Source organism: Myroides sp. DW712, assembly GCF_046557355.1.
GTDB lineage: Bacteria > Bacteroidota > Bacteroidia > Flavobacteriales > Flavobacteriaceae > Flavobacterium.
In genome coordinates this window covers 144,011-165,608 of sequence record NZ_JBKFDO010000006.1, presented here as the reverse complement: position 1 = coordinate 165,608, position 21,598 = coordinate 144,011, and the positions used below count along the sequence as shown (strand labels likewise).

General features: G+C 36.9%; 14 protein-coding genes. 7 read left to right on the top strand and 7 right to left on the bottom strand.

What is annotated here, in order from left to right; genetic code table 11:
- Positions 1-29 precede the first annotated feature (29 nt).
- Positions 30-854 carry a helix-turn-helix domain-containing protein gene (locus ACLJX0_RS06865; RefSeq protein WP_410879382.1) on the bottom strand — a complete coding sequence of 275 codons (825 nt, stop codon included), beginning with the start codon at positions 852-854 and terminating at the stop codon, positions 30-32.
- 152 nt (positions 855-1,006) lie between these two features.
- Between ACLJX0_RS06865 and ACLJX0_RS06860 the strand changes: the two genes are divergently transcribed.
- Positions 1,007-1,549, top strand: coding sequence for a GNAT family N-acetyltransferase (locus tag ACLJX0_RS06860; RefSeq protein ID WP_410879381.1), 543 nt, complete (start codon positions 1,007-1,009; stop codon positions 1,547-1,549).
- A gap of 197 nt (positions 1,550-1,746) precedes the next feature.
- On the top strand, positions 1,747-2,169 hold the full coding sequence (locus ACLJX0_RS06855; protein WP_410879380.1) for a GNAT family N-acetyltransferase: 423 nt from the start codon (positions 1,747-1,749) through the stop codon (positions 2,167-2,169).
- A gap of 88 nt (positions 2,170-2,257) precedes the next feature.
- Here ACLJX0_RS06855 and ACLJX0_RS06850 read toward each other — a convergent pair whose 3' ends face one another.
- Positions 2,258-2,980, bottom strand: a complete 723-nt coding sequence (locus ACLJX0_RS06850) for an FAD-binding oxidoreductase (RefSeq protein ID WP_410879379.1) — start codon at positions 2,978-2,980, stop codon at positions 2,258-2,260.
- A 383-nt stretch (positions 2,981-3,363) separates the two neighbouring features.
- Here ACLJX0_RS06850 and ACLJX0_RS06845 point away from each other — a divergent pair, with 383 nt between their 5' ends.
- Both ACLJX0_RS06845 and ACLJX0_RS06840 read left to right on the top strand, forming a co-directional pair.
- On the top strand, positions 3,364-10,689 hold the full coding sequence (locus tag ACLJX0_RS06845; protein ID WP_410879378.1) for an MBG domain-containing protein: 7,326 nt from the start codon (positions 3,364-3,366) through the stop codon (positions 10,687-10,689).
- 261 nt (positions 10,690-10,950) lie between these two features.
- Entirely contained in the window at positions 10,951-11,472 is a 522-nt protein-coding gene (locus tag ACLJX0_RS06840; RefSeq protein ID WP_410879377.1) for a hypothetical protein, read from the top strand.
- A gap of 192 nt (positions 11,473-11,664) precedes the next feature.
- Here ACLJX0_RS06840 and ACLJX0_RS06835 read toward each other — a convergent pair whose 3' ends face one another.
- Genes ACLJX0_RS06835 through ACLJX0_RS06820 form a run of 4 tightly spaced genes read right to left on the bottom strand, consistent with a single transcriptional unit; the run spans position 11,665 to position 16,333 of the window.
- Positions 11,665-13,239, bottom strand: a complete 1,575-nt coding sequence (locus ACLJX0_RS06835) for a DHA2 family efflux MFS transporter permease subunit (RefSeq protein WP_410879376.1) — start codon at positions 13,237-13,239, stop codon at positions 11,665-11,667.
- Positions 13,240-13,250: 11 nt separating this feature from the next.
- Positions 13,251-14,396: an HlyD family secretion protein gene (locus tag ACLJX0_RS06830; protein ID WP_410879375.1), complete on the bottom strand. Its 1,146-nt coding sequence runs from the start codon at positions 14,394-14,396 to the stop codon at positions 13,251-13,253.
- 1 nt (position 14,397) lies between these two features.
- Positions 14,398-15,714 (bottom strand): TolC family protein, encoded by a 1,317-nt coding sequence (locus ACLJX0_RS06825; protein ID WP_410879374.1) that lies wholly within the window; start codon positions 15,712-15,714, stop codon positions 14,398-14,400.
- Positions 15,701-16,333 carry a TetR/AcrR family transcriptional regulator gene (locus tag ACLJX0_RS06820; RefSeq protein ID WP_410879373.1) on the bottom strand — a complete coding sequence of 211 codons (633 nt, stop codon included), beginning with the start codon at positions 16,331-16,333 and terminating at the stop codon, positions 15,701-15,703. The genes ACLJX0_RS06825 and ACLJX0_RS06820 overlap by 14 nt, the downstream gene beginning before the upstream one ends.
- 320 nt (positions 16,334-16,653) lie before the next feature.
- Here ACLJX0_RS06820 and ACLJX0_RS06815 point away from each other — a divergent pair, with 320 nt between their 5' ends.
- Entirely contained in the window at positions 16,654-17,256 is a 603-nt protein-coding gene (locus ACLJX0_RS06815; protein ID WP_410879372.1) for a rhomboid family intramembrane serine protease, read from the top strand.
- 70 nt (positions 17,257-17,326) lie between these two features.
- Here the strand turns inward: ACLJX0_RS06815 and ACLJX0_RS06810 are convergent, their stop codons facing one another.
- Positions 17,327-19,267: an oleate hydratase gene (locus tag ACLJX0_RS06810; protein ID WP_410879371.1), complete on the bottom strand. Its 1,941-nt coding sequence runs from the start codon at positions 19,265-19,267 to the stop codon at positions 17,327-17,329.
- A gap of 276 nt (positions 19,268-19,543) precedes the next feature.
- On the opposite strand from ACLJX0_RS06810, the gene ACLJX0_RS06805 reads away from it, so the two are divergent.
- Both ACLJX0_RS06805 and ACLJX0_RS06800 read left to right on the top strand, forming a co-directional pair.
- Complete coding sequence (locus ACLJX0_RS06805; RefSeq protein WP_410879370.1) at positions 19,544-20,125, top strand: HPP family protein; 582 nt, start codon at positions 19,544-19,546, stop codon at positions 20,123-20,125.
- Between the two features lie 268 nt (positions 20,126-20,393).
- On the top strand, positions 20,394-21,563 hold the full coding sequence (locus ACLJX0_RS06800) for a DUF4876 domain-containing protein (RefSeq protein WP_410879369.1): 1,170 nt from the start codon (positions 20,394-20,396) through the stop codon (positions 21,561-21,563).
- The last annotated feature ends 35 nt before the right edge of the window (positions 21,564-21,598 follow it).

Here is a 21,598-nt window from a genome sequence, read left to right as displayed (position 1 = left end):
AATCTCCTCTAATAGGAGTATGAGTTTCCTTAGGATTTTCTATATTCACTCATGGAGAACCCTGTTTCTCGTCTGAAAAACCGTCCCATATATGAAGGATCATCAAAGTGAACGACCTCTGCAATTTCTCCAATGCTTTTGTTGGTCGTTTGAAGAAGATTTTTAATTTCTAGAATTACTTGCCTGTTAATTAGGTCTTTCGGCTGATCATTCAGGTATTTTTTTGAAATTTGAGCGAGGTAAAAAGGAGTTATATGAAGTTGATTGGCATAAAAGGCGACTTCACGATGGGTTTTGGCATATTGACCAATGAGGTCCCAAAATTTCCAACACATTTCTTCTTGTCTACTAAATTTACGTTGTTTAAACGCACCTTGTTTCTCCATGTATTCCGTCATGCGCAAAAATAAGTTTTGAAAATGATTGACTACAATTTTTTGTTGTTGACTGCTACTTTGAATGAGAATATACAGGAGTTGTTTGTTCCAATAGGTTAGTTGTTGCTGATCGTCTTTGTTTAGGAAATGTAAAGGATTATCGTGAAGAAAACCAAACAATTGATTGGATAGCTGGTAGGCGATTTCGCTAGCTAAAGGTCGATCAATCGCATAACATTGGGCGTTAAAATTACTAGATGTACGTTGGATTAAGGTTACAATATCACTAGATAATACAAGTAAAGCACCTTTTTTGAGTGTATAATCTTTAAAATTCAATGTTACATCTGCTTCCCCTTCTAATCCAATTATAACAACAAGGTAGGAGAGTGTTAAGGGATATCCTAGTTGATTCTCCCAGTTGATTGGGCCAAAGCGTAGACCAATAGGGGTGGGATGTAATATCGTGCGATTCATGGTTGGTTTTTATTTTGACGTAAATATAGCTATTATTCATTTGGTTTAACTAGAATTGTTGTTAAAAGTACCTAAAGTACTTAAATTAACGTATGGTTTAGGTTGTGCGTATGGACTACTTTTGCCTTAGAAATTAATAGAAATAAGAAAAAATGAAATTTACAACAGACCGTTTAATTCTCAGACCTTGGGTAGTAACAGATGCAGAAGATTTATTTCGTTATGCTAAAGATGAAAACATTGGACCTATAGCCGGTTGGCCTGCGCATACCAGTGTTGAAGAAAGTAGAAGTGTTATTGAAAATGTATTTTCAAAACCAGAAGTCTATGCTGTAGCCTTAAAAGAAAACAATCGCGCTATTGGATGCATTGGGATTCTTATTGGAGCAGATAGTAATTTTCCAATTAGCGATACAGAAGGTGAAGTAGCCTATTGGATTGGCGTTCCCTTTTGGGGACAGGGATTAATTCCAGAGGCCTTACAAACAATTGTGAAACACAGTTTTGAAACCCTAGAGCTAGAGACCCTTTGGTGTGGTTATTTTGAAGGTAACGAGAAATCGCAAAAAGTACAAGCGAAATGTGGCTTTCAACATTCACATATTGTTGACAATCAATTTAACCAATTTATGAATGACCATCGCGTAGAATATATCAGTCGCTTGAATAGAAGCGATTGGCAAGCAAAACAATAGCGGATAGCGATGCTTTTACTTTTATAAGAGCAATCAATACTTTTAAAAAGTACCTTCGGGTACTTTTTTTTAGTATAAAACTCTTTTACTAAAAAAATTTCTCGCGTCTTAGATCCAATACATAGCTATATTTTTTAACTAGAGGCTAGTGAATTCTTCATTGAATAAAGTAATTTTGTTCCATAAAAACAGATAATATGATACGACCAATTCGTTTAGAGGAGTACCCTCGTTTAGTTGAACTATGGGAAAGTGCAGTTTTAGCTACCCATGATTTTTTGAAAGAAGAAGATTTTCTTTATTACAAAGCGAATTTACCCACATACTTTGGTTTTGTTCGCTTATGGGGACTGGAGTTAGAAGGGAAGTTAGTTGGATTTATGGGCATAGCCGATCAAGCACTAGAAATGTTGTTTATTGATGCTAGCATCCGAGGTAAAGGCATCGGAAAACAACTTATTGCATTTGGTATCCAAGAACAAGGTGTGACAACAGTAGAAGTTAATGAACAAAATGATCAAGCTGTCGGATTTTATCAACATATGGGCTTCAAAATAAAGAGCCGATCAGCTCTTGATGGGCAAGGGAAGGAGTACCCTATTCTAAAAATGGAATTATAGTTGACAGTTTACGGTTTACCTTTACGGTTGACAATGTTTACATGATGTGAATTTTACAAAAAGCAACCAACAAAAAAGCAAAAAAAACTTACAACCCTTCAATTCCTTCAATCCAATACCCACGAGTATACACTTTACTTGTGGTTTTGTCTTTTATTACTTTTCTGAAAATTTGAATTGATTTTGCGTTACCTGTTAGTAAAAAAACTGCATCTTTCCATTGATTTGATTTGATTGGTTCCAATTGTCCAATCATTCTTTCATTTCTGAAGGTATTCTTTTTCGGATAAACCCATGTTTGTTCGAAACCAAGTTTTTCTGGTAGGTCTTGATTTTCTTTATCTAACTCAAATAGAAAGAGGAAATCAACCTGTTGTTGTTTCCATTTATTTAATAGCGATAACCCGAGTCCTAAAGAAGTTTCATCCCCAAAAAAAACATATTTTGAAGTAGCCAGATTTAAATGATTGCTATTCGAACGCAAGCTGTTCATGTTCATTTGATCTCCAATTTTCAATTGATCCATAAAGCGTTGCCCATTCCCCTTGTGGTGATGTAAATAGACAAGAAGTTCTAAACAACCTTTTTCTTTATCTAGTGTGGCAATAGTATATTTTCTAGTTTGTACATAGTTAAGTGTAAAACTAATGTAAGCCCCACTATTTAAATGGAGTTTCTCAAATTGCCCCTTTATTTGAATACGCTTGATAGAGGGGGATAACATTTCAATATCGACCACTTCTGCCTCAGGTACTTTTATTGGGGCTATACCTAAAAAGTCCAGTATTCTTCTAACACTATTTGATATCATGTTTTTTCTACAAATTTAAGTGAAAATGAAATGGGAGTGAAGGAATTAAAAGCAGTTGTTACTGGACAAAACGCAGTTTTTTTGAACTGGAATTAAGGACAAAATAAAACTTTTGTATTATGATTTTATTAACAAAAATAAGATTTGTGTGTTTAGTTGTGTTTTTATATTTAATGTTTAGGTTAGTTATTTGCATAAAAATTAATACTATTTCATTTTAATTATTATATTAGTGCTTATTTGTAAATAAATAGAAAAAGACCTTTACTTGATTTAGTGAAAATAGTCTAAATTTTTATTTTAAAAATTAACATTTTAAAGAATAATGGTGACCAGCCATATGATGATAAAAGGAAATAAACGAAATAACCAAATCAACGATTATGAATAAAAAACTACTTTTAAAGTTCTTTTTGATCTTCATGCTCTTATCCGGACAACTAAGCAAAGGACAGAATTATACGCCTTTGGTTATTACTTCTGGATTTAATGAAGATGTAATAGCAGAGGATAGCCCTGCGTCAACTCATTCAACGGCTGCAGTAGATGCAACATCGACTGGTGCGAATAATGCTTTTATGAGTAGGTCTTATCCAGGCGCTACGGTAGGTTTACCGAATGATGGATTGATCACTACAATAGCAACTTCAACTCCAGGATTAACCTTTCAACTGGCGGCTTATGACCAAAATAATTCGTTGAAAATCAATGCCAATAATGGCACAGGAACACTAGCCATACAAACGACTCAGCAATTGAGTAAATTATTTATTTTGGTTACTTCTGGAAGTGCTACTTCTACTTTTACGGGAACAATTACTTTTACGGATGCAACCACGCAATCATTTGGCACGCAATCCGTACCCGATTGGTATGATACAGGTACACCTCCTGTGGCTATTAGAGGGATTGGACGCGTATCGCGTACAGGGACACAGCTTCCAGATAACAATACGGGGAATCCTAAATTATTTCAGGTTGCTATAGCTATTGATCCAGCCAATCAAACCAAAGTTGTACAAAAAATTGATGTTGTAAAAACGAGTTCAACGAATGGGTTTTTAAACATTTTTGGTGTTTCAGGTGAAATCAGACCAGATTGTATTGAACCAGGTAACTTGGGGGTTCAAAATATGACCTCAACGAGTGCTGATTTGGTTTGGGTGAGCCCAGGAACGCTATTTGATATCAAATGGGGAGCTAGAGGATTTAACGTGAGTACAGCGGGAACTTTAGTGACTGGTTTTGAGAATGGAGAGACGTTATCTGGGTTGACAATCAATACGGATTATGATTTTTATGTGCGTCGTGATTGTGGTGCAGTAGATGGGGTAAGTGCCTGGGCAGGACCTTTTCAATTTAGAACAGGTTACTGTGTGCCTACAGGTGCGGCCAATAATCCCGATGAGATTCGAAATTTTAAACTAAGTAATTTAAATAATAATTCAGATCCTAGTGAAGGCGTTAGTGGATATAAAGATTATTCACAAACCGTTCCACCAGCGCGATTAGAGGCCGGTGTTTCTTATATTGCGTCTTTAACTAGTGGGTCAGGAAGTGGAACTCACGGTGCCGCAATTTGGATTGATTATAATAATAATTTTGTTTTTGATGCAGATGAAAAGGTTGCCGTAATAGGTAATACAATTGGCATAAATGCCACAACTAGTTTTCCAGCTTTCGAAGTACCTGCAACTATCCCTCCAGGGATTTACAGGTTAAGAGTGCAATATCAACACAATAAAAATGGAACAGAATTAAACCCATGTGCAGCCTTTTCTACCTATGCAGAAACAGAGGATTATGCGATAGAGATTCTGCCACCTGCAGACTGTTTACAACCTAGTACTTTGGGTATTGAAAATCTAACTGCTGCTACGGTTGATTTAACATGGACTAGTACAGGAACTTTATTTGATATTATATGGGGAACTGAAGGATTTGACGTTACTTCAGAAGGTACCTTAGTGACTGGCTTTGCTAATGGCGGAACATTAAGTGGACTTTCGATAGACTCTCATTACGATTATTATGTTCGCCAAGATTGTGGTGATACAGGATTAAGTAATTGGGCAGGTCCTTTTAGCTTTGATTCATTAAGTTACTGTGTACCTACGGTATCAGTTAGTAACTCGGATGAGATTAGAAACTTTACCTTAAGTAATTTAAATCATAGTTCTCCAGCTTCAGAAGGAGTAAATGGTTATATAAATTATGCCTATATAGTTGAACCTGCTCAATTGGAAGCGGGTACTTCTTATGTAGCTTCTTTGAAGAGTGGAGCTGGATCAGGAACTCACGGTGCCGCAATTTGGATTGATTACAATCAAAACTTAGTTTTTGATGCGGATGAAAAAGTAACTTTTATTGGAAATACGATTGCAGCAAATTCTACCGTTAGTTTTCCTGCTTTTATTGTTCCAGAGACAATACCTCCTGGTATTTATCGACTACGTGTACAATATCAACATAACAACTCTGGTGAAATTTTAACACCTTGTGCAGGGATAAGTACCTATTCAGAAACAGAGGATTACGCGATAGAAATTCTACCGCCACCTGCTTGTGCATTACCTAGTATGTTAGGAGTCAATAATACCACTTTTGAAAGTGCAGATTTGATTTGGACCAGTACAGGTACCCTATTTGATATAAAATGGGGGATTTCAGGGTTTGATGTGGCAACAGCAGGAACTTTAGTTCCTGGTTTTGCCAATGGGGGAACTTTATCTGGATTAACGGCAGATACAAACTACGAGTATTATGTTCGTCGTGATTGTGGAGCTGATGGTGTAACAGATTGGATAGGACCTTATGCATTTAGAACAGGGTACTGTATCCCGACGGGATCTTCAAATAATGCAGATGAAATTAGAAACTTTTCGTTGAGTAATTTAAACAATAATTCAGCTACCTCCGAAGGGGTAAATGGATATACAGACTATTCTACAACGGTTGCACCAGCGCAACTGGAGGCTGGCTCTTCTTTTATTGCCTCTTTAACTAGTGGATCAGGAAGTGGAAACCATGGTGCAGCAATTTGGATTGATTACAATGAAAATTTAGTTTTTGACGCAGATGAAAAAGTAGCTGTTATTGGGAATACTATTGCAACTAATACTACCGTTGATTTTCCTGCATTTACCGTGCCAGTAACGGTTCAACCTGGTATTTATCGATTGAGGGTACAGTATCATTCTGGTAAAGCAGGTGCGGATTTAAATCCTTGTTCAACGACAAGTAGTTATTCAGAAACTGAGGATTATGCGGTTCAAATTTTACCACCAGGTACTTGTGCTAGACCTACTGAACTAGGGGTAACTAATACAACAGCTACAAGTGCAGATTTAACGTGGACCAGTTCTGGAACTTTGTTTGATATTAAATGGGGACTTCGAGGATTTGACCTAGACACAGCAGGAACTTTAGTGACCGATTTTACTAATGGAGGAACGCTTAGTGGATTGAATCTTGATATGGATTATGATTATTATGTACGCCAAGATTGTGGTACAACGAATGGTGTAAGTTCATGGGTAGGGCCTTATCGATTCAATACCTTACGCTATTGTATTCCTACTGGTGCAACAAACAATGGCGATGAGATTCGCACCTTTAAATTGAGTAATTTAAATCATAGTTCTCCTGATTCAGAAGGAGTGAATGGATATAATAATTATGCTCATACAGTTGCACCTGCTCAATTGCAAGGAGGTGTGTCTTATGTTGCGTCTTTAACTAGTGGGTCAGGAAGTGGAAATCACGGAGCAGCTATTTGGATTGATTATAATCAAAATTTAGTTTTTGATGCAGATGAAAAAGTAGCGGTAATTGGCAATACTATTGCAGCAAATGCCACTGTTAATTTCCCGGCTTTTGAAGTACCAGCAACTATACCCCCTGGTATCTATCGATTAAGAGTGCAGTATCAGCACAATAAAAATGGAACGGAATTAAACCCATGTGCAGCCTTTTCTACCTATGCAGAAACGGAAGATTATGCAATTGAAATTTTACCTCCACCTACGTGTTATTTTCCAGCCAATTTACAAGTGGTCCAAGTTGGAAAATCAACAGCTAGAGTAACGTGGGAACTTCCTTTACATGGAAATACAACAGGAGTTCAATATAAGGTAGAACTCCGTACTTCGGGTCAACCTGGAGAAGCAATAGGGTTAGTGGATACCTTTACGACTACAGATTTATTTTTCGCGCTGACTAATCTTGATTCAGAAACCGATTATATCGTTTATGTGCAAACGATTTGTTCTTCGACTGATCAGAGTGAGTGGAGTGAGCGAAAAACATTTAAAACACTTTGTAATTACCCAGAATATGAATTCATTACAGATGAATCTGATTTAGTTCTTTGTGAACCTGGTACAGTTACTCTAGAAGTAGCAACACAAGGCAACGTAAACTGGTATAATTCAAGAACAGCAACTACACCTGTACATACTGGAAATTCATATACAACTACAGTCTCAGCTACCACTTCTCTTTGGTATGAAGTAGTTTCAGATGACACAAATGATTTTCCAACAGGGCCAATTAATGCAGCGGCTGTAAGTAACTCCCAAGACAACTGGACACTATCATGGGATGTTGACTTTACCGTTTTGCAACAAGCAACTTTAAAAACAATCGATGTATATCCATACCAAGATGGTCGTGAAGGTCGTATGACAATCAGACAAACAGGATCAACAGGTTCTGCTACAGTAGGAACAATCAATTATACGACAGTGGGTACTGGTGGAACAACCGTGCAAACGATACCAATCAATATTGATTTACCACCTGGAACCTATACGATTGAACCAGGTTTACCTAGTGGAGGACTTAGAAGAAACACAGGAGGTGCTTCTTATCCTTATACTTCTCCAGTAGCCTCTATTACTGGAAATGAATATTCATCTAGCTATTATATGGGGTATTATAACTGGATATTTTCGTCTAGATGTAAATCTGCACGTGAAGAAGTAGTGGTGTCGGTTGCTCCTCACACGGTTACGGAAGCAACCGTGGATATTGACGCGGCAGATGGTATTTCCTTAGCTATAGTCTCTTCTGCATCATCATTTACCTTAGAATATGGAGAAACTGGTTTTGAACGAGGAACAGGTACAACTGTTTCTACGGTTACAAGTCCATACTTATTCCAAGATTTAGCAGCAGCTACCACGTATGATGTGTACATTCAACCCTTACCTTGTGGAACGCTGTATGGACCAGTAACTTTTACAACATTAGAACCAACAGAAACACAACAAATTACAGCTGTGGATCTCGTTAAAGATTATGGAGATGCGGCCTTTACTCACGGAGAATCGGATAGTGGATTATCATTATCTTATCGAATTGAGGATGAGCGTATTGTTGTTTTTGAAGATGGACAATTCCGTATTAAAGGAGCAGGAACGACTCAAATTACAGCGAGTCAAGAGGGGAATATGATTTATTTACCTGCAGAAGATGTAACTTTTACTTTAACGGTAAACAAAGCGATGTTAACCATTACTGCGGATCCAGATCAAGAAAAAGAATATGGAGATCCAGATCCAGAATTTACATTTGAAGTCGAAGGCTTACAGTATGATGACGAACCGAGTGTAGTAGAGGTTGGATTCAGTAGAGATCCAGGTGAAGAATTAGGTAATTATACTTTTGTACAAGCGAATCTTTATGCAGGACCTAATTACGATATTACTTTCGTAGGGGCTTCTTTTGAAATTACTCGAGCGCGATTATACGTAACGGCTAATGCTTTAACTAAGGTATATGGAGATGCAGATCCCGAATTAACCTATACTGTTACGGGATTAAAGTTTACGGATACCGCTGTTGTATCAGGTCAGTTGAACCGTGTTACAGGAGAAAATGTTGGGGTATATACCATCAACCAAGGAGGATTGTATTTAACTAATTCGAATTATATTTTGGTTTATGAAGAAGGACAGTTGACGATTACTCCAGCTACTTTATTCATTCAACCTACGGTTGGGATGCAGAAGATTTATGGCGCGGCAGACCCTGAATTTACATTTACAGCTTCTGGTTTCAAATTTGACGATACTGCGGCTCTTCTACAAGGAACGCTTAGTCGAGAAAGTGGTGAAAATGTTGGAAGGTATGCTTATGAATCGGGTAGTTTAAATACTCCATTGAGCAACTATATTTTCCAGATTAACAATGATAGTAAATTTGAAATTAAACCTGCATTTATCACAGTTCGTGCAAATGAAAATCAGCGTAAAATGTTTGGTCAAGCTGATCCGTTGTTGACGTATACTGTAGAAGGTTTACAACGTGGCGAGTTAGCCACTCAGGTGATGTCAGGACGTTTAATGCGTCAAGCAGGCGAGGCTATAGGACTTTATCCAATTGAACAAGGAAGCTTACTACCGAACACTAATTATAGTATAGATTCATTTGTTTCATCTGATTTTGAGATTGTTAGTGGTTCTATTACTGGGGTGTCTTTCGTATCGCGTACTTTTATTTATGATGGTACAGCTAAATCATTGGCTGTACAAGGAAATATACCTGCAGATGCAGTAGTGACCTATACAAATAATGATAAAATTAATGTAGGAGTTTATGAAGTTACAGCTGTAGTTAATTATGGCGTAAGTTATGAACCTTTGACGTTAACAGCTACGTTGACCATCGTTAAAGCGGATCAAGTGATTGATTTTGATGCTCCAGCTGAAGTACTGTTAGAAGACACGCCAACGCTACAATTGGTGGCAACAGCCAGTTCTTCTTTACCAGTAACATTTAGTATTGACTATGAAGAGGATCGCGAGATTGCAACCGTTAGTACATCAGGAGCTACAAGTTTTATTCGTCCTGGTTTTGTGACAATAACAGCTCGTCAAGCAGGAAATGAAAATTACAATGCAGCAGTGCCTGTTTCACGAACGATTGAAGTAGTGAGTAAGAATACTGACATCTTTGATTTAATTGTAGATGGAGTATCTTATGGTAAAATAGACAAGGAAGTCTATGTGATGATTGGCTGTGATTCACCACAAACATCCGTTACAATTCAGGTAGAGACCTTAGAAGGTACACTTGTTACTCCTTCTCGAAGTTTTGTAGTTGAAGTTCCAGAATATGGACAATATGAACAAATCATTCAAGTACAATCTCCTCAAGGAAATACGGAAACCTATAAGGTAATTATTGACAAGCGCATACCAACAGATAAAATAGTATATCAGAAGTACAACAATGTGTTATTGGTTAACAACAACAAACAAACCAATACAGGCTATGTATTCACGGCGTACCAATGGTTTAAAAATGGAGAACCTGTTGGTACACAACAAGCCTATTCTGCGGGTAATAAGTATGGAGATGTTTTAGAAGTTGGTGCGACCTATCACGTTGAGTTAACCTTGCACAATGGCAAGAAAATTACAAGTTGCCCAATTTATATTGAAGCACCAACTCAAAGTGAATTGAGTGTGTATCCAAATCCAGTGAAGAAAAATCAAGCGCTTTATGTTAACCTAGCTCAAGAACATCAAGAGACTATAGGGTATATCATTTACGATTTGAAAGGACAAATGATTCAGAGAGGAAAATTACAACAAGGAAATTCAAGTCTTATGATTCCTTCAACGGTAGCGACTGGCTCTTATTTCTTAGTATTAAAAACCGAAGACGGACAGCAAAGTGTTCAATTTATCATTAGAGAATAAGTAAAAATTAGAGTAGAAAATAGGGTTCAATCAAGAACCCTATTTTTTTTGGCTATAAGTCTATGCACAATAAGGGGCAAAAAACGAGTACTTGTATCATCCAATTGTATCAGAAAAAAAAGTTTATAATGAACAAAATAAGTAATTGGTCTAGTTTTATGGGTTAATATATGTTAATATTAGCCAATTAACTGATTATATTTTTAAAATATGGAAAGAAGAAGTAATTTGTGTGATTAGTAATAGTAAATAAAAAAAGTGATGAAAAAGTATGTAGTAGGCCTTGCGTTTTTAATGGTTACAGGAATATACGCTCAACAAGGACAAAGAAACCAGCAAAATTCTGTTGATATTTCGGAGCTTGTTGACCGAAGTGAGACCTATGGAATTAGTGTAGAGCAAAAAGAAAAATTAATTGCACGCAAGCGAACGATTGGTAGAGAATACGCTGCTATTAATCGAGATCGAAGTTTATCTGGTTATGAAAAGGGTCTGAAAAAAAGAAAACTTTCCGAACAGATTCGATCCGATATTCGCAGCATTTTGAATGATGATCAGTATCAAAAATGGGAGTACTATCAAGTTAAGCATGACTCTAATGATCTAAAAAAAGACGCCCTTGAAAAGAAAATTGATCGCTTAGAAAAAGAATATGAGCAGGACATTAAGCAAATGGAGCATCAGTATAAGAATGACAAGTACACGCTAAAGCGGGAAAAAAACAAGCGTAAATCGCGTTATAAAACAGAACGACAAAAATTAAAAGATCAACGCAACGAGTAGTTAAAAAAAGATACAAAACCTACAGCTACACCTTATATAAACTATATAATAGGAAATCATCCTTTTTTTTAAAACACGAAAGAAGAATAGGGGATTACTCCGCATAGAGTCCGTAAGGGTAGTAAACAATAGAAGAGGGTGCCCTTTTACGGCACCCTCTTCTATTGAATTTAGGAGTCATCAAATTTAAATTTAATGTCCTGCACCAGCGATAATTTTTCCAGCGCCTTTTTTAATCAGTAGTAAGATAAAGGGAATACAAATTAAGAATAGTATTCCCAAAAACATAAATACATCCATATAAGTTAGTACTGTAGCTTGTTTGGTTACCCCCATATCCAATAGGGTATAGGCTTTTTGCAAGGCTTCATCTGTTGTAAATCCCTTCGCAATAAAACTTTGTTGTAAAGTAGCTACGCGATTTTGCATCTCTAAAGAGGCGGTATCCAAATGGCTTACCAAAGCCAATCGATGGTTCACCGTCCATCGGGAAATAAAGGTGGTAATCAAGGCAATTCCGAAGGAGCCTCCCAATTGACGCATCATTCCAGTAAAGGCAGCACCTTCACCAATTTGTTTGTTTCTCAAATTAGAAAGAGAGAGCGTCGTAATGGGAACAAATAGCAAACCTAAGCCAACACCACGCACTACTAGAGGCCAGAAGAAATGCTCGCTTCCCGTATCTGGTGTTAAAATCATATGTGCCCAGAAGCTGTACGCAAAGAAGACCAAAAATCCAGTAGCTACCAGATATTTAGGTGGAACACCTCGTTGTAGCATACGAGCAATTAGTGGCATCATGAGCGCTGTCATCAAGGAGCTAGGTACGAGTAACATACCCGCATCTGTAGCAGTCCAACCAAGGATGGATTGCGTGTAAATCGGAATAATAAACGTAGAACCATACAATCCAAATCCGAGAATAAAAGATAATACGGTTCCGATGGCTAAATTAGAATCCTTAAGTACCCGTAGATTTACGATGGGCTTTTCACAGGTTAATTCACGCCATATAAAAAAGAAAAATCCAAATACAGTCGTAATAGACAAAGTTAAGATGGTTGAATTTTCAAACCAATCGTCTTGTTGACCGTGTTCCAATACATATTGGAGCGAGCCCACAGCAATGGCTAATAAAATTATACCCAAGAAATCAACTTCTTTTAACTTGCTTTTTTCAGCATATCGCGGACTCTTCACATATAATAAGGTCAATATAGTGGCTACTATTCCAATAGGCACATTGATATAAAAAATAAACGGCCACGAATAATTATCAATAATATAACCACCTAGGGGAGGACCTAAAGTAGGACCTACAATCACCCCCATACCGTATATCGCTTGTGCAACACCTCTTTTTTCTGCGGGATAACTTTCTGTAATAATGGTTTGAGAGGTTACGAGTAAAGCACCACCTCCTAAACCTTGAATAAAACGAAAAAGAATAATTTCCCATAAGGTAGTGGAATACCCACATAAAAAAGAAGCTACCGTAAAGATGATGATAGAGGCGGCAAAATAATTGCGTCTTCCAAATTGTTGAGAGAGCCAGCTCGTCATGGGCACTACGATTACATTGGCAATCGCATAGGCTGTAACAACCCAAGCGATATCCGTCAAGGAAACACCTATACTTCCTTTCATATCATTCATGGCAACATTGACAATCGTAGTATCCACAATTTCCAATAGTGCACATAGAATGGCTGTAATGGTAATGATAATTCGACGATATCCGTGCTCTACTAAGCTTTCTTCACTCATAGTCGTCTCGTTTATCGTCCACTTTTTATATTTACATCAATATCGACGTTCATTCCTGGTTTAACATGTGCTAACATTTCATCTTGTGGGTTGGTAAATGTAATTTTAACTGGAATACGCTGTACTGTTTTCACGAAGTTACCTGAAGCATTATCTGGTGGTAGCAGTGCAAATTTGGCACCAGTTGCTGGGGACATGGAATGAACGATTCCTTCAAACTTATGTTTGGGAAAAGCATCTACTTTTATACTAACAGACTGACCTTCACGCATATCTTGCATTTGTGTTTCTTTAAAATTCGCCACAACCCACATATTGTTCTTTTGTACCGTATTAAACAGCCCTTGTCCGGGTTGAATTAATTGTCCAGCTTGTAAATTAATCTTAGAAACTTGTCCATCCTCTTTGGCTGTGATTACTGTATAAGATAAGTAGAGCGTAGCGTGATCTAAATTGGCCTTCGCCTGATCCACTAAAGCTTTGGCTGCATCAATTTGAGCGGTAGAGGCCACGGCTTGTGATTTACTAATATTCACTTGTTGTGCAATAGCTTGGGCTTGTTTCTCAACAGCTTTGAATTGTTCTTGTAAAATCACCAGTTGTTTTTCTGCTGTTTCTTTAGCAGCTAACGCTTGTTCATATTGTTGCTTGGTAATGGATTGGCTTTGAAACAAACGGTTATAGCGGTCATAATCATTCGCAGCTCTCCAGAGCTGTGTTTTCGCCGCTTCGATATTCGCTTGAGCAGTGGCTACATTGGCCTGTGCTGTAGATACACCAGCCTGAGAAGAAAGAACTGTAGATTGACTTGTATGTTCTCCTGCTTGGGCAACTTCCAATTGACTCAATGCTGCTTGATAATTTGCTCTTGCTTGTTGTACTTGAATAGTATATTCGGAATCATCCAAGCAAATAAGCGTATCTCCTTTTTTAACCACTTGATTATCTTGGATATATATCTTTTTAATATAGCCTGGAATTTTTGATACAATTGGAGTTATTTTGGTTTCAATTTGAGCATCATCTGTTGTTTCATGGGCGAGTGCATGGATATATTTATAGCTACCATAACCACCACCAAATACAACAAGGACAGCTAAAGCCACAATAAATTTTTTGTTTAACGGCTTTTTATAGGGTGTTTGATTTGTTTCCATTTTAATTTTTTAGTTGTAAGTTGTCTATTAATTTACCTGTTTTATATGCGTATTGATAAAGAGTCAGGGTTTCATCTGCCTCTCCAAACATGGTATCGATTTGGGCTTGTAGCTGTTGTACATCCGCTTCTAATAGATGATCGGTGTCGGTGAGGCCATTGTCATATTTATCCTTAACAATGCGATAATTCTCATTGGCCTGTTCTAACGCTTTTACTAATACGGCATTCTTTTTTAAAGCCAGTTCATATGCATTAAATGCTTCTTCAATTTCAATTTTTGCGGCGTCCTCAACGAGTTGTACTTGGTAGTCGACTTCTGTTTTCTTTGCTTTTGCTTTATTGACTTCCGTTCTATTTTTAAATAGCTGTGTTAAATCGTATTTTAAACCAATACCCACACTTGTTGCATTGGTAATATCTACCACTTGATCCAGCTGTATAGCAGAATACCCCGCTGTTAAACCAATAGAAGGGAAGAAGTTTCCTCTTGCAATTTTGATGGCTGTTTGAGCAATCTCCTCCATTTTTGTTGCACTTTGCACATCTTTACGCGAAGAAAGATTTCCTGTTTTTGTTGGAAAAATAGCTACAGGTTTCACTTTTTCAGCAACAATAGTTTCTTCTTTATCTAAATCCAGTAAGACGCTTAAACGCGTGCAAATATTTTTCTGGGTATTCTTTGTCTCTTCTAGCGATAAAGCCACATTAGCTTCCTGAAGTTGAGTGCGCAAATAATCATTCCTTGCGATTATTCCCTCTGCCAAAAACTGTTCAAAATCGAGGGTACGTTGATGGGCTCGATTTAAATTTTCCGTCAACAATGCGATGGATTGTTGGGTTTTGTATAAAGAAAAATACAAGTTGATGGTTTGATAGACCACATGTTCTGTTGTAGCTCCTTCTGTTAGTTCAGCGAGCGCATAGTATTGTTTACTTTGCGTGACTGCATTTGTAATTTTAAAACCACTAAATAAAGGAAGATTGGCTTTTGCTTGAGCAATCATTAAATGCTCGGGTTGTACTTCAGGCATTTGATTGTCTTGCGTTGAAGTGGGGAGTGGTACTTTTAGGTTGATATCGGTACCATTAAAAAGACGGTTGTAGGTTCCAGATACTTCTAGTTCAGGATAACGCATATTTTGCGCGCTGTGAATCTGAAGTCTAGCGGCTTCTGTACTTGCTTTTACTTTTTTTATTTCTTTGCCGTTTTTTAAACTTAGTGCTATGGCCTGCTCCAAGGTGAGTGTTGTTGGCGTCTGGGCAAAAGCTTGACAAAAGAGTAATGAAGCAAGTAAGACGTAATTACTTTTGTTCATTGTAGCTTAATATTGATTGAAAGGATTGAATTAAATAAGGATAAATATGTTCTTTGAGGTATAAACTATACGCATGGTGATCTTCCAAACTCCAATAGTCTGATAACATGTGTTCGTGGTGAATTAAGTAACTAATAATGCCCATGGCAAACACAACGAAAACAATAGGGTCTGGTTTGGCAAGAAATATCCCACTGGCATATCCCTCTTCTATAAAGTGGTTAATGTTTTGAATAATTTCTCGTTTTAAAAGGGTAATTCCTTCTGAAATAGCAGGAGCATTCTCCTTTCGAGCCAATTGATTCATCAAAATGATGTGAAAATCAGCATTTTCTAGCTGTACAGCCATCATGTGTTCAACAAAAGCCAATAGCTTTTCCATGGGGTTTAATTCCGTATTCCCCGTTAGATCCACCAGCATTTCTCTTGTTCGCGTTAATCGAATTTCAAATAGTGCAGTAACCATGGCACTTTTGGAACCAAAGTAGTAGTTGACCATGGCTACATTAATCCCTGCTGCTTTTGAAATATCACGTATGCTTGTACCATCAATTCCCTTTTGGCAGAATAGCTCTTCCGCAACTAATAAAATCTCCTTTTGTTTCTCATTTAATGCCATGGTATCCGTTTTAGTCGGGTACAAAATTAAACAAACGTTTAATTTTATTTTGTGTTTTTTTCATTTTTTTTCGAATAAAATGAATTTACTTTAATTATAATGGGTAATTGATGTATTTAATGTATTTCTAAGTTTTTGATTTACTGAAAATTAGAAGTTTTAGGTATATTTTACATCTAGCTTATGATGTCTTTTTATTTATAAAAATAAAGGTGAAAATGAAATAAATTCAACGTCCAAAAAGAAGAATTCCCGTTAAAAACAGCAGAGGTCGTAGGATAAAAGTGTATATTTACTTCTATTAATTCGATACTATTATCTTGAGAAAAAGTGAATTATCAAGGAAGAAAGAGGCTTTTTATCCCGCTATAGGTTTAGTGGCTCTTTTGTGGCTTATCTATGTCTTACAATATGTCGGTGTTTTTCAAGCTTGTTATGGTGTAATGCCCTGGCGTTTAGCAGGAATTAAAGGAATTTTCTTAAGCCCTTTGTTTCACGGCAATCTAGATCATTTGATTAGCAATATAGCTCCTTTATTTGTTCTATTGGTGATGCTCTTTTTGTTTTATCGCAGACAAGCATATCGAGTTTTGCTTTCCGGATGGCTATTGACAGGAGCTCTTTTATGGCTGTTACCTGATTTTGGCTATTTGAAAAACCAAGTAATTAGTTGTCATATTGGTGCTAGTGGATTGATTTATATGTTGGCTACCTTCCTCTTTTTTAGCGGTATTTTTTCCCGTCAAGTTATACTTATTTTACTCTCTGTTTTTGTAGCTTTTCTCTATGGAGGGTTGATGTACGGTATTTTCCCTCATCTTGTTGCAGAAGGAGTCTCTTGGCAGGGGCATTTAGTCGGAGCCTTAGTTGGATTTTTTTATGCCTATCAATTAAACAGGAGAAAGAAAAAAAATAGCGTATAAAAAAAATGGAACAAAGCAATTGGTGTTTTGCTTTCTTCCATTTCTACCTTGTCTTTGTGCGAAGCCTTACTTAGCTTGTTACCTTTTTAAACCAATCTTTTGCTTTTTCATACTGTTCAATGAAAAAGGAATTTGATTCTTCCTTATTTTTTTCAACTACAGGTAAAACATGTTCATAGTATGTTCCCTGCAAGAATTTGCGGAGTAATCCTTCTCCCACAATCGGTTGATCGTCATTTAGTGCATGAGCGGCTTTGAGTAGGTGTCTAATGTCATATTGAGATGGAAAAATATCGGGTACCTGTTTGTTTAGGTTGAGTAATTGATAGACCGCGATTCTTCCCGTACGCACTGAACTTTCCATGGTAAAAACTACATCATTATGCGTTTCTACGAACTGGCCTACTAATCCCAAATTTAGACATCCTTCTGGTACAATATTGGGGCGATCACCTTGTGCACGAGGCATAAACATAGAAGTGATATAGGGCATATAAGCCGTACGGACAATCGTATTTTCAATGACTTTGTCTACTTGATCAATCAGACCTAAATGATAGCACAATTCTGTCAAAATCTCATTTCCTGTACAAGCAGGCATGGTTTTTTTTACATAGTTTCCTTCTTTATCCATAAATAAAGCATAGACCCAAAGGACGAGAATATCGTCGGGTTGAGAAGGAAAATGAGGTTGACGATTACAAGTAAAGCTCATCAGCCATTTTGAATCTGTTATGGTAATAATTCCCCCTGTAACCGTTTTTCCAGAATAGGGGTCATTGACCGCATATTCTTTTAATTTATTTATCAATGGAGAGGGTTTACACGTTAATGTAGCGGATTCCCAAGATGATTTTTCTATGGTAGAACAAAACTTTTCAGGATGTCCAAAAACGGGTGATTTAGCCGCTAAGTTCTTCCATAATGCCCAACCTGGACTCTTACCACTGGTTGCATTATCTATTTGGGGCATAGGAACCGTGGTATTCGTTCCATAAGAAGTATCTTCTGTCATCGATCCTGTTGTAACAACTACAAAATCGTGTTCATTCACTGGAATACGCGTTTGAAGACCTCCTTGTTTTACCAGTAAGCTCTTTACTTGTTTTCCTTTCGTTGTACTGTGTAATTCAAGGTCTTCCACCAGGGTATCGAGTTGAATTTGAACGCCTAAATCAACCAAGTGTTTTCGAAGTGGCACAACAAAAGTATCGTATTGATTATACCGTGGAAATACAAGAGCAGATAGGTCCTTTAAACCATCAATATCGTGCAAGAAGCGATGCATATACAACTTAAATTCTAAGAGGCTATGCCAATTCTCAAAGGCAAACATGGTGCGCCAAAAGGTCCAGAAATTACTTTCGAGAAAAGAAGAAGCAAAATACTGCTCAATGCTGATATCATCTAAGTCTTCTTTCTTTTTAAGCAAGAGTTTAATCAACGCCATCTGATCTTTTTTCGATAACCCAAATTTGCTGAAATCTTGTATTTCACCTAATTGATGAATAAAGCGAGATTTGGAGTAATTGGGATCATTGTCATTCAACAAGCGATACTCATCCAATACACTATACGGACTTGGTAGCTCTAATGCGGGAATATCTTGGAAGATATCCCATAAGTTCTCATAGGTCATATCCATTTCTCGACCACCGCGAACAATATAGCCTTCTTTGGCATTTCCTGCACCATCTAAAGATCCTCCTTCGACAGATAGTTGTTCGATGAATGTAATATTCTCCCCTGGAATACGTCCATCTCGAATGAAATAATAAGCTGCAGCCATTCCTGCAATACCACTTCCCACAATATAAACTTTACTTTGAGAAAAATCTTGCGTGGGTAATCCAATATTGCGTTGATAATTGCCGAGTTGATCGGCAAAAGGCATGGATCGCTGAGCCGTATTGATAGGAGTCTCTGTATTGCCATTAGGTGCTTGGTTTACATGTCCATACTTAGACGAAGTCTCTAGTATATGATCAAATTTACGGGTATCTACTTTCATTTTAAATAGAATTAGGGTTGCTTATTTTTACTTAAAATTAGGTAAATAATTTTAGTTAAAACAAAAAGAAGCAGAAAGATAATATAAAAATGTAAATAAGATAATAGTGGCTAAATTAGCTTTGAATTGTAGTACTACATGCCTTCGTTTTATCACAATAACTGTTGCATTTACAGGGAGTAAGTTCCCCTAAGTTAATTTTGAGTAGGATAGGAGAAACAGTGTACATTACTCTATCAGATATACTATATTTGCAATCCAATACGAGTAAAGCACATGTCAATTAAAAAAAATAAAGTTTACCGCCGCACGCGTTATTTACTATATAAAGAAACACTAGTCGATTTCAATGAACATCTTTGGGCTTTTATAGGTTCCTTTGTAGGATTAGGAACAATCTGTTACTTTCATTTTGAAGCCTTTTCGCGCTATGATTTGACTTTGTTAATTGGTTCTTTTGGTGCGAGTTGTGTGTTGATTTATGGAGCAATTGGAAGTCCGTTGGCCCAACCTAAAAATTTGTTTTTTGGACACTTGATTTCCGCTGTAATTGGTGTAACGGTATTTAAACTACTGGGTGACTACCTATGGATAGCGGCGCCTTTGGCTGTATCTTTATCTATTATTGGCATGCAAATGGCCAAAGCACTTCATCCACCAGGAGGTGCTACTGCACTTATTGCCGTCACTGGAGGCAATAGTATTACGAATTTAGGTTATATGTATGTGCTTTCTCCCGTATTAACAGGCGTTACTGTACTCTTTATTGCCGCACTTATTTTCAATAATATACCACACAAACGCCAATATCCAGTAAAATCATTTATTCGCCTTCATCGATGGAAGAGAAGGAAATAAGGCAAATTGGATTGAATATCCTCCTATAAACTAAAATAATATGGATTTCCATAGCGTATCTCTTCCTTCTTCTCTGCAAGTAGGAGGTAATTTACTATTGTAAAAAATTAATTATTATTTAGTTTAAAATAAAAACACACCTTAAAAATAGCCGAAAAAAGTATTTTATTTAACAATTCATCACAATATTAGAGAAAAGAAAAGCCAGCTAGTTTAGCATTGGATAAAAATACTAATTTTGCATTAAATTAATTTAATCTAAATAAAGATGATAAGTGTAGTAAAAAAAGGGGTTTATTTGCTTGGTGTGCTCGTAACCTTAGGTGCTTGTTCGAGTGATGACTCCACGGGAGAAACACAGCTTCAAACGTTTGAAATTGAAATCGAAGCAACAGATGCAACGGGTAGTATTGATGATTTTTCAGGATTTGCCTATGAAGTATACAATCAAAATACAGCTAAAGTTGTTCAAGGAAACTTGGATACCCACGGAAAAGCAAAAGTTGCGCTAGAAGTAGGAAACTACAATTTTAAGGTAGAGCAAGCAACTGTTGGATTTGGCTCAAAACTCAATGTAGCCATTAACAAGGGACAAGGGGTGAAAATTCCTGTAGAACTGATGAAACAAACCTTAGCAGGTTTGGTGATTAGTGAGTTATTTACCGCTGGAGAAGGAGCAGAGGATGAGTATGGTGAATATGTAGAACTAGCCGATCAATATGTAGTCATTGCGAATAATAGTAATCAAGTGAAATACTTGGATGGTATTTCTTATGCCATTACCAACCATTGGAACAAATTTCCATATAATGATATTATAGCAGCTGCTATGCAAGAAAATGCGGTTTATGCTGATGTAGTTTATACCTTTCCAGGTACAGGAAAAGAGTATCCCATTCAACCAGGGCAAGAGATTGTTTTAGCGCGTTCAGCGAAGGATTTTACTGAAGGAGGAACAAATAAAATGGCCGCTAATTTAAGTGGAGCTGATTTTGAAATTGTTATGCCTACTAACGATACGGATAATCCTAAGGTACCCAATATGATTGTCAATGGGACAACCCATACGGACTTATTAGGGTATGGTGTAGGGTATGCACCTGCCTTTTTATTTAAACAAGAAGGGAATTTAACCGATTTCTTGAACCAAAATTCACAAGTGGTTGAAAGTATGTTAGGTATCAAAACAATATTTAAAATTGCAACAGATTTAATTATTGATGGTGTTGAAACAGGACAAGTAGATCAAGTAAAATACAAATCATTGACGAATGCTGTGGATCGCGGATTTATTGCCGTTACAGATACAGGAACAAGAGAAGTATATGTACGCAAAACCACAACAGTTGAAGGAAACAAAAAGGTATATGTAGACAGCGATAATTCTACGGCTGATTTTCAAATCCGTGTGGGACAACGCAATTTCCCTGCGAAGTAATTCGTCAATCTCATGTTTAATCTATTGACAATATC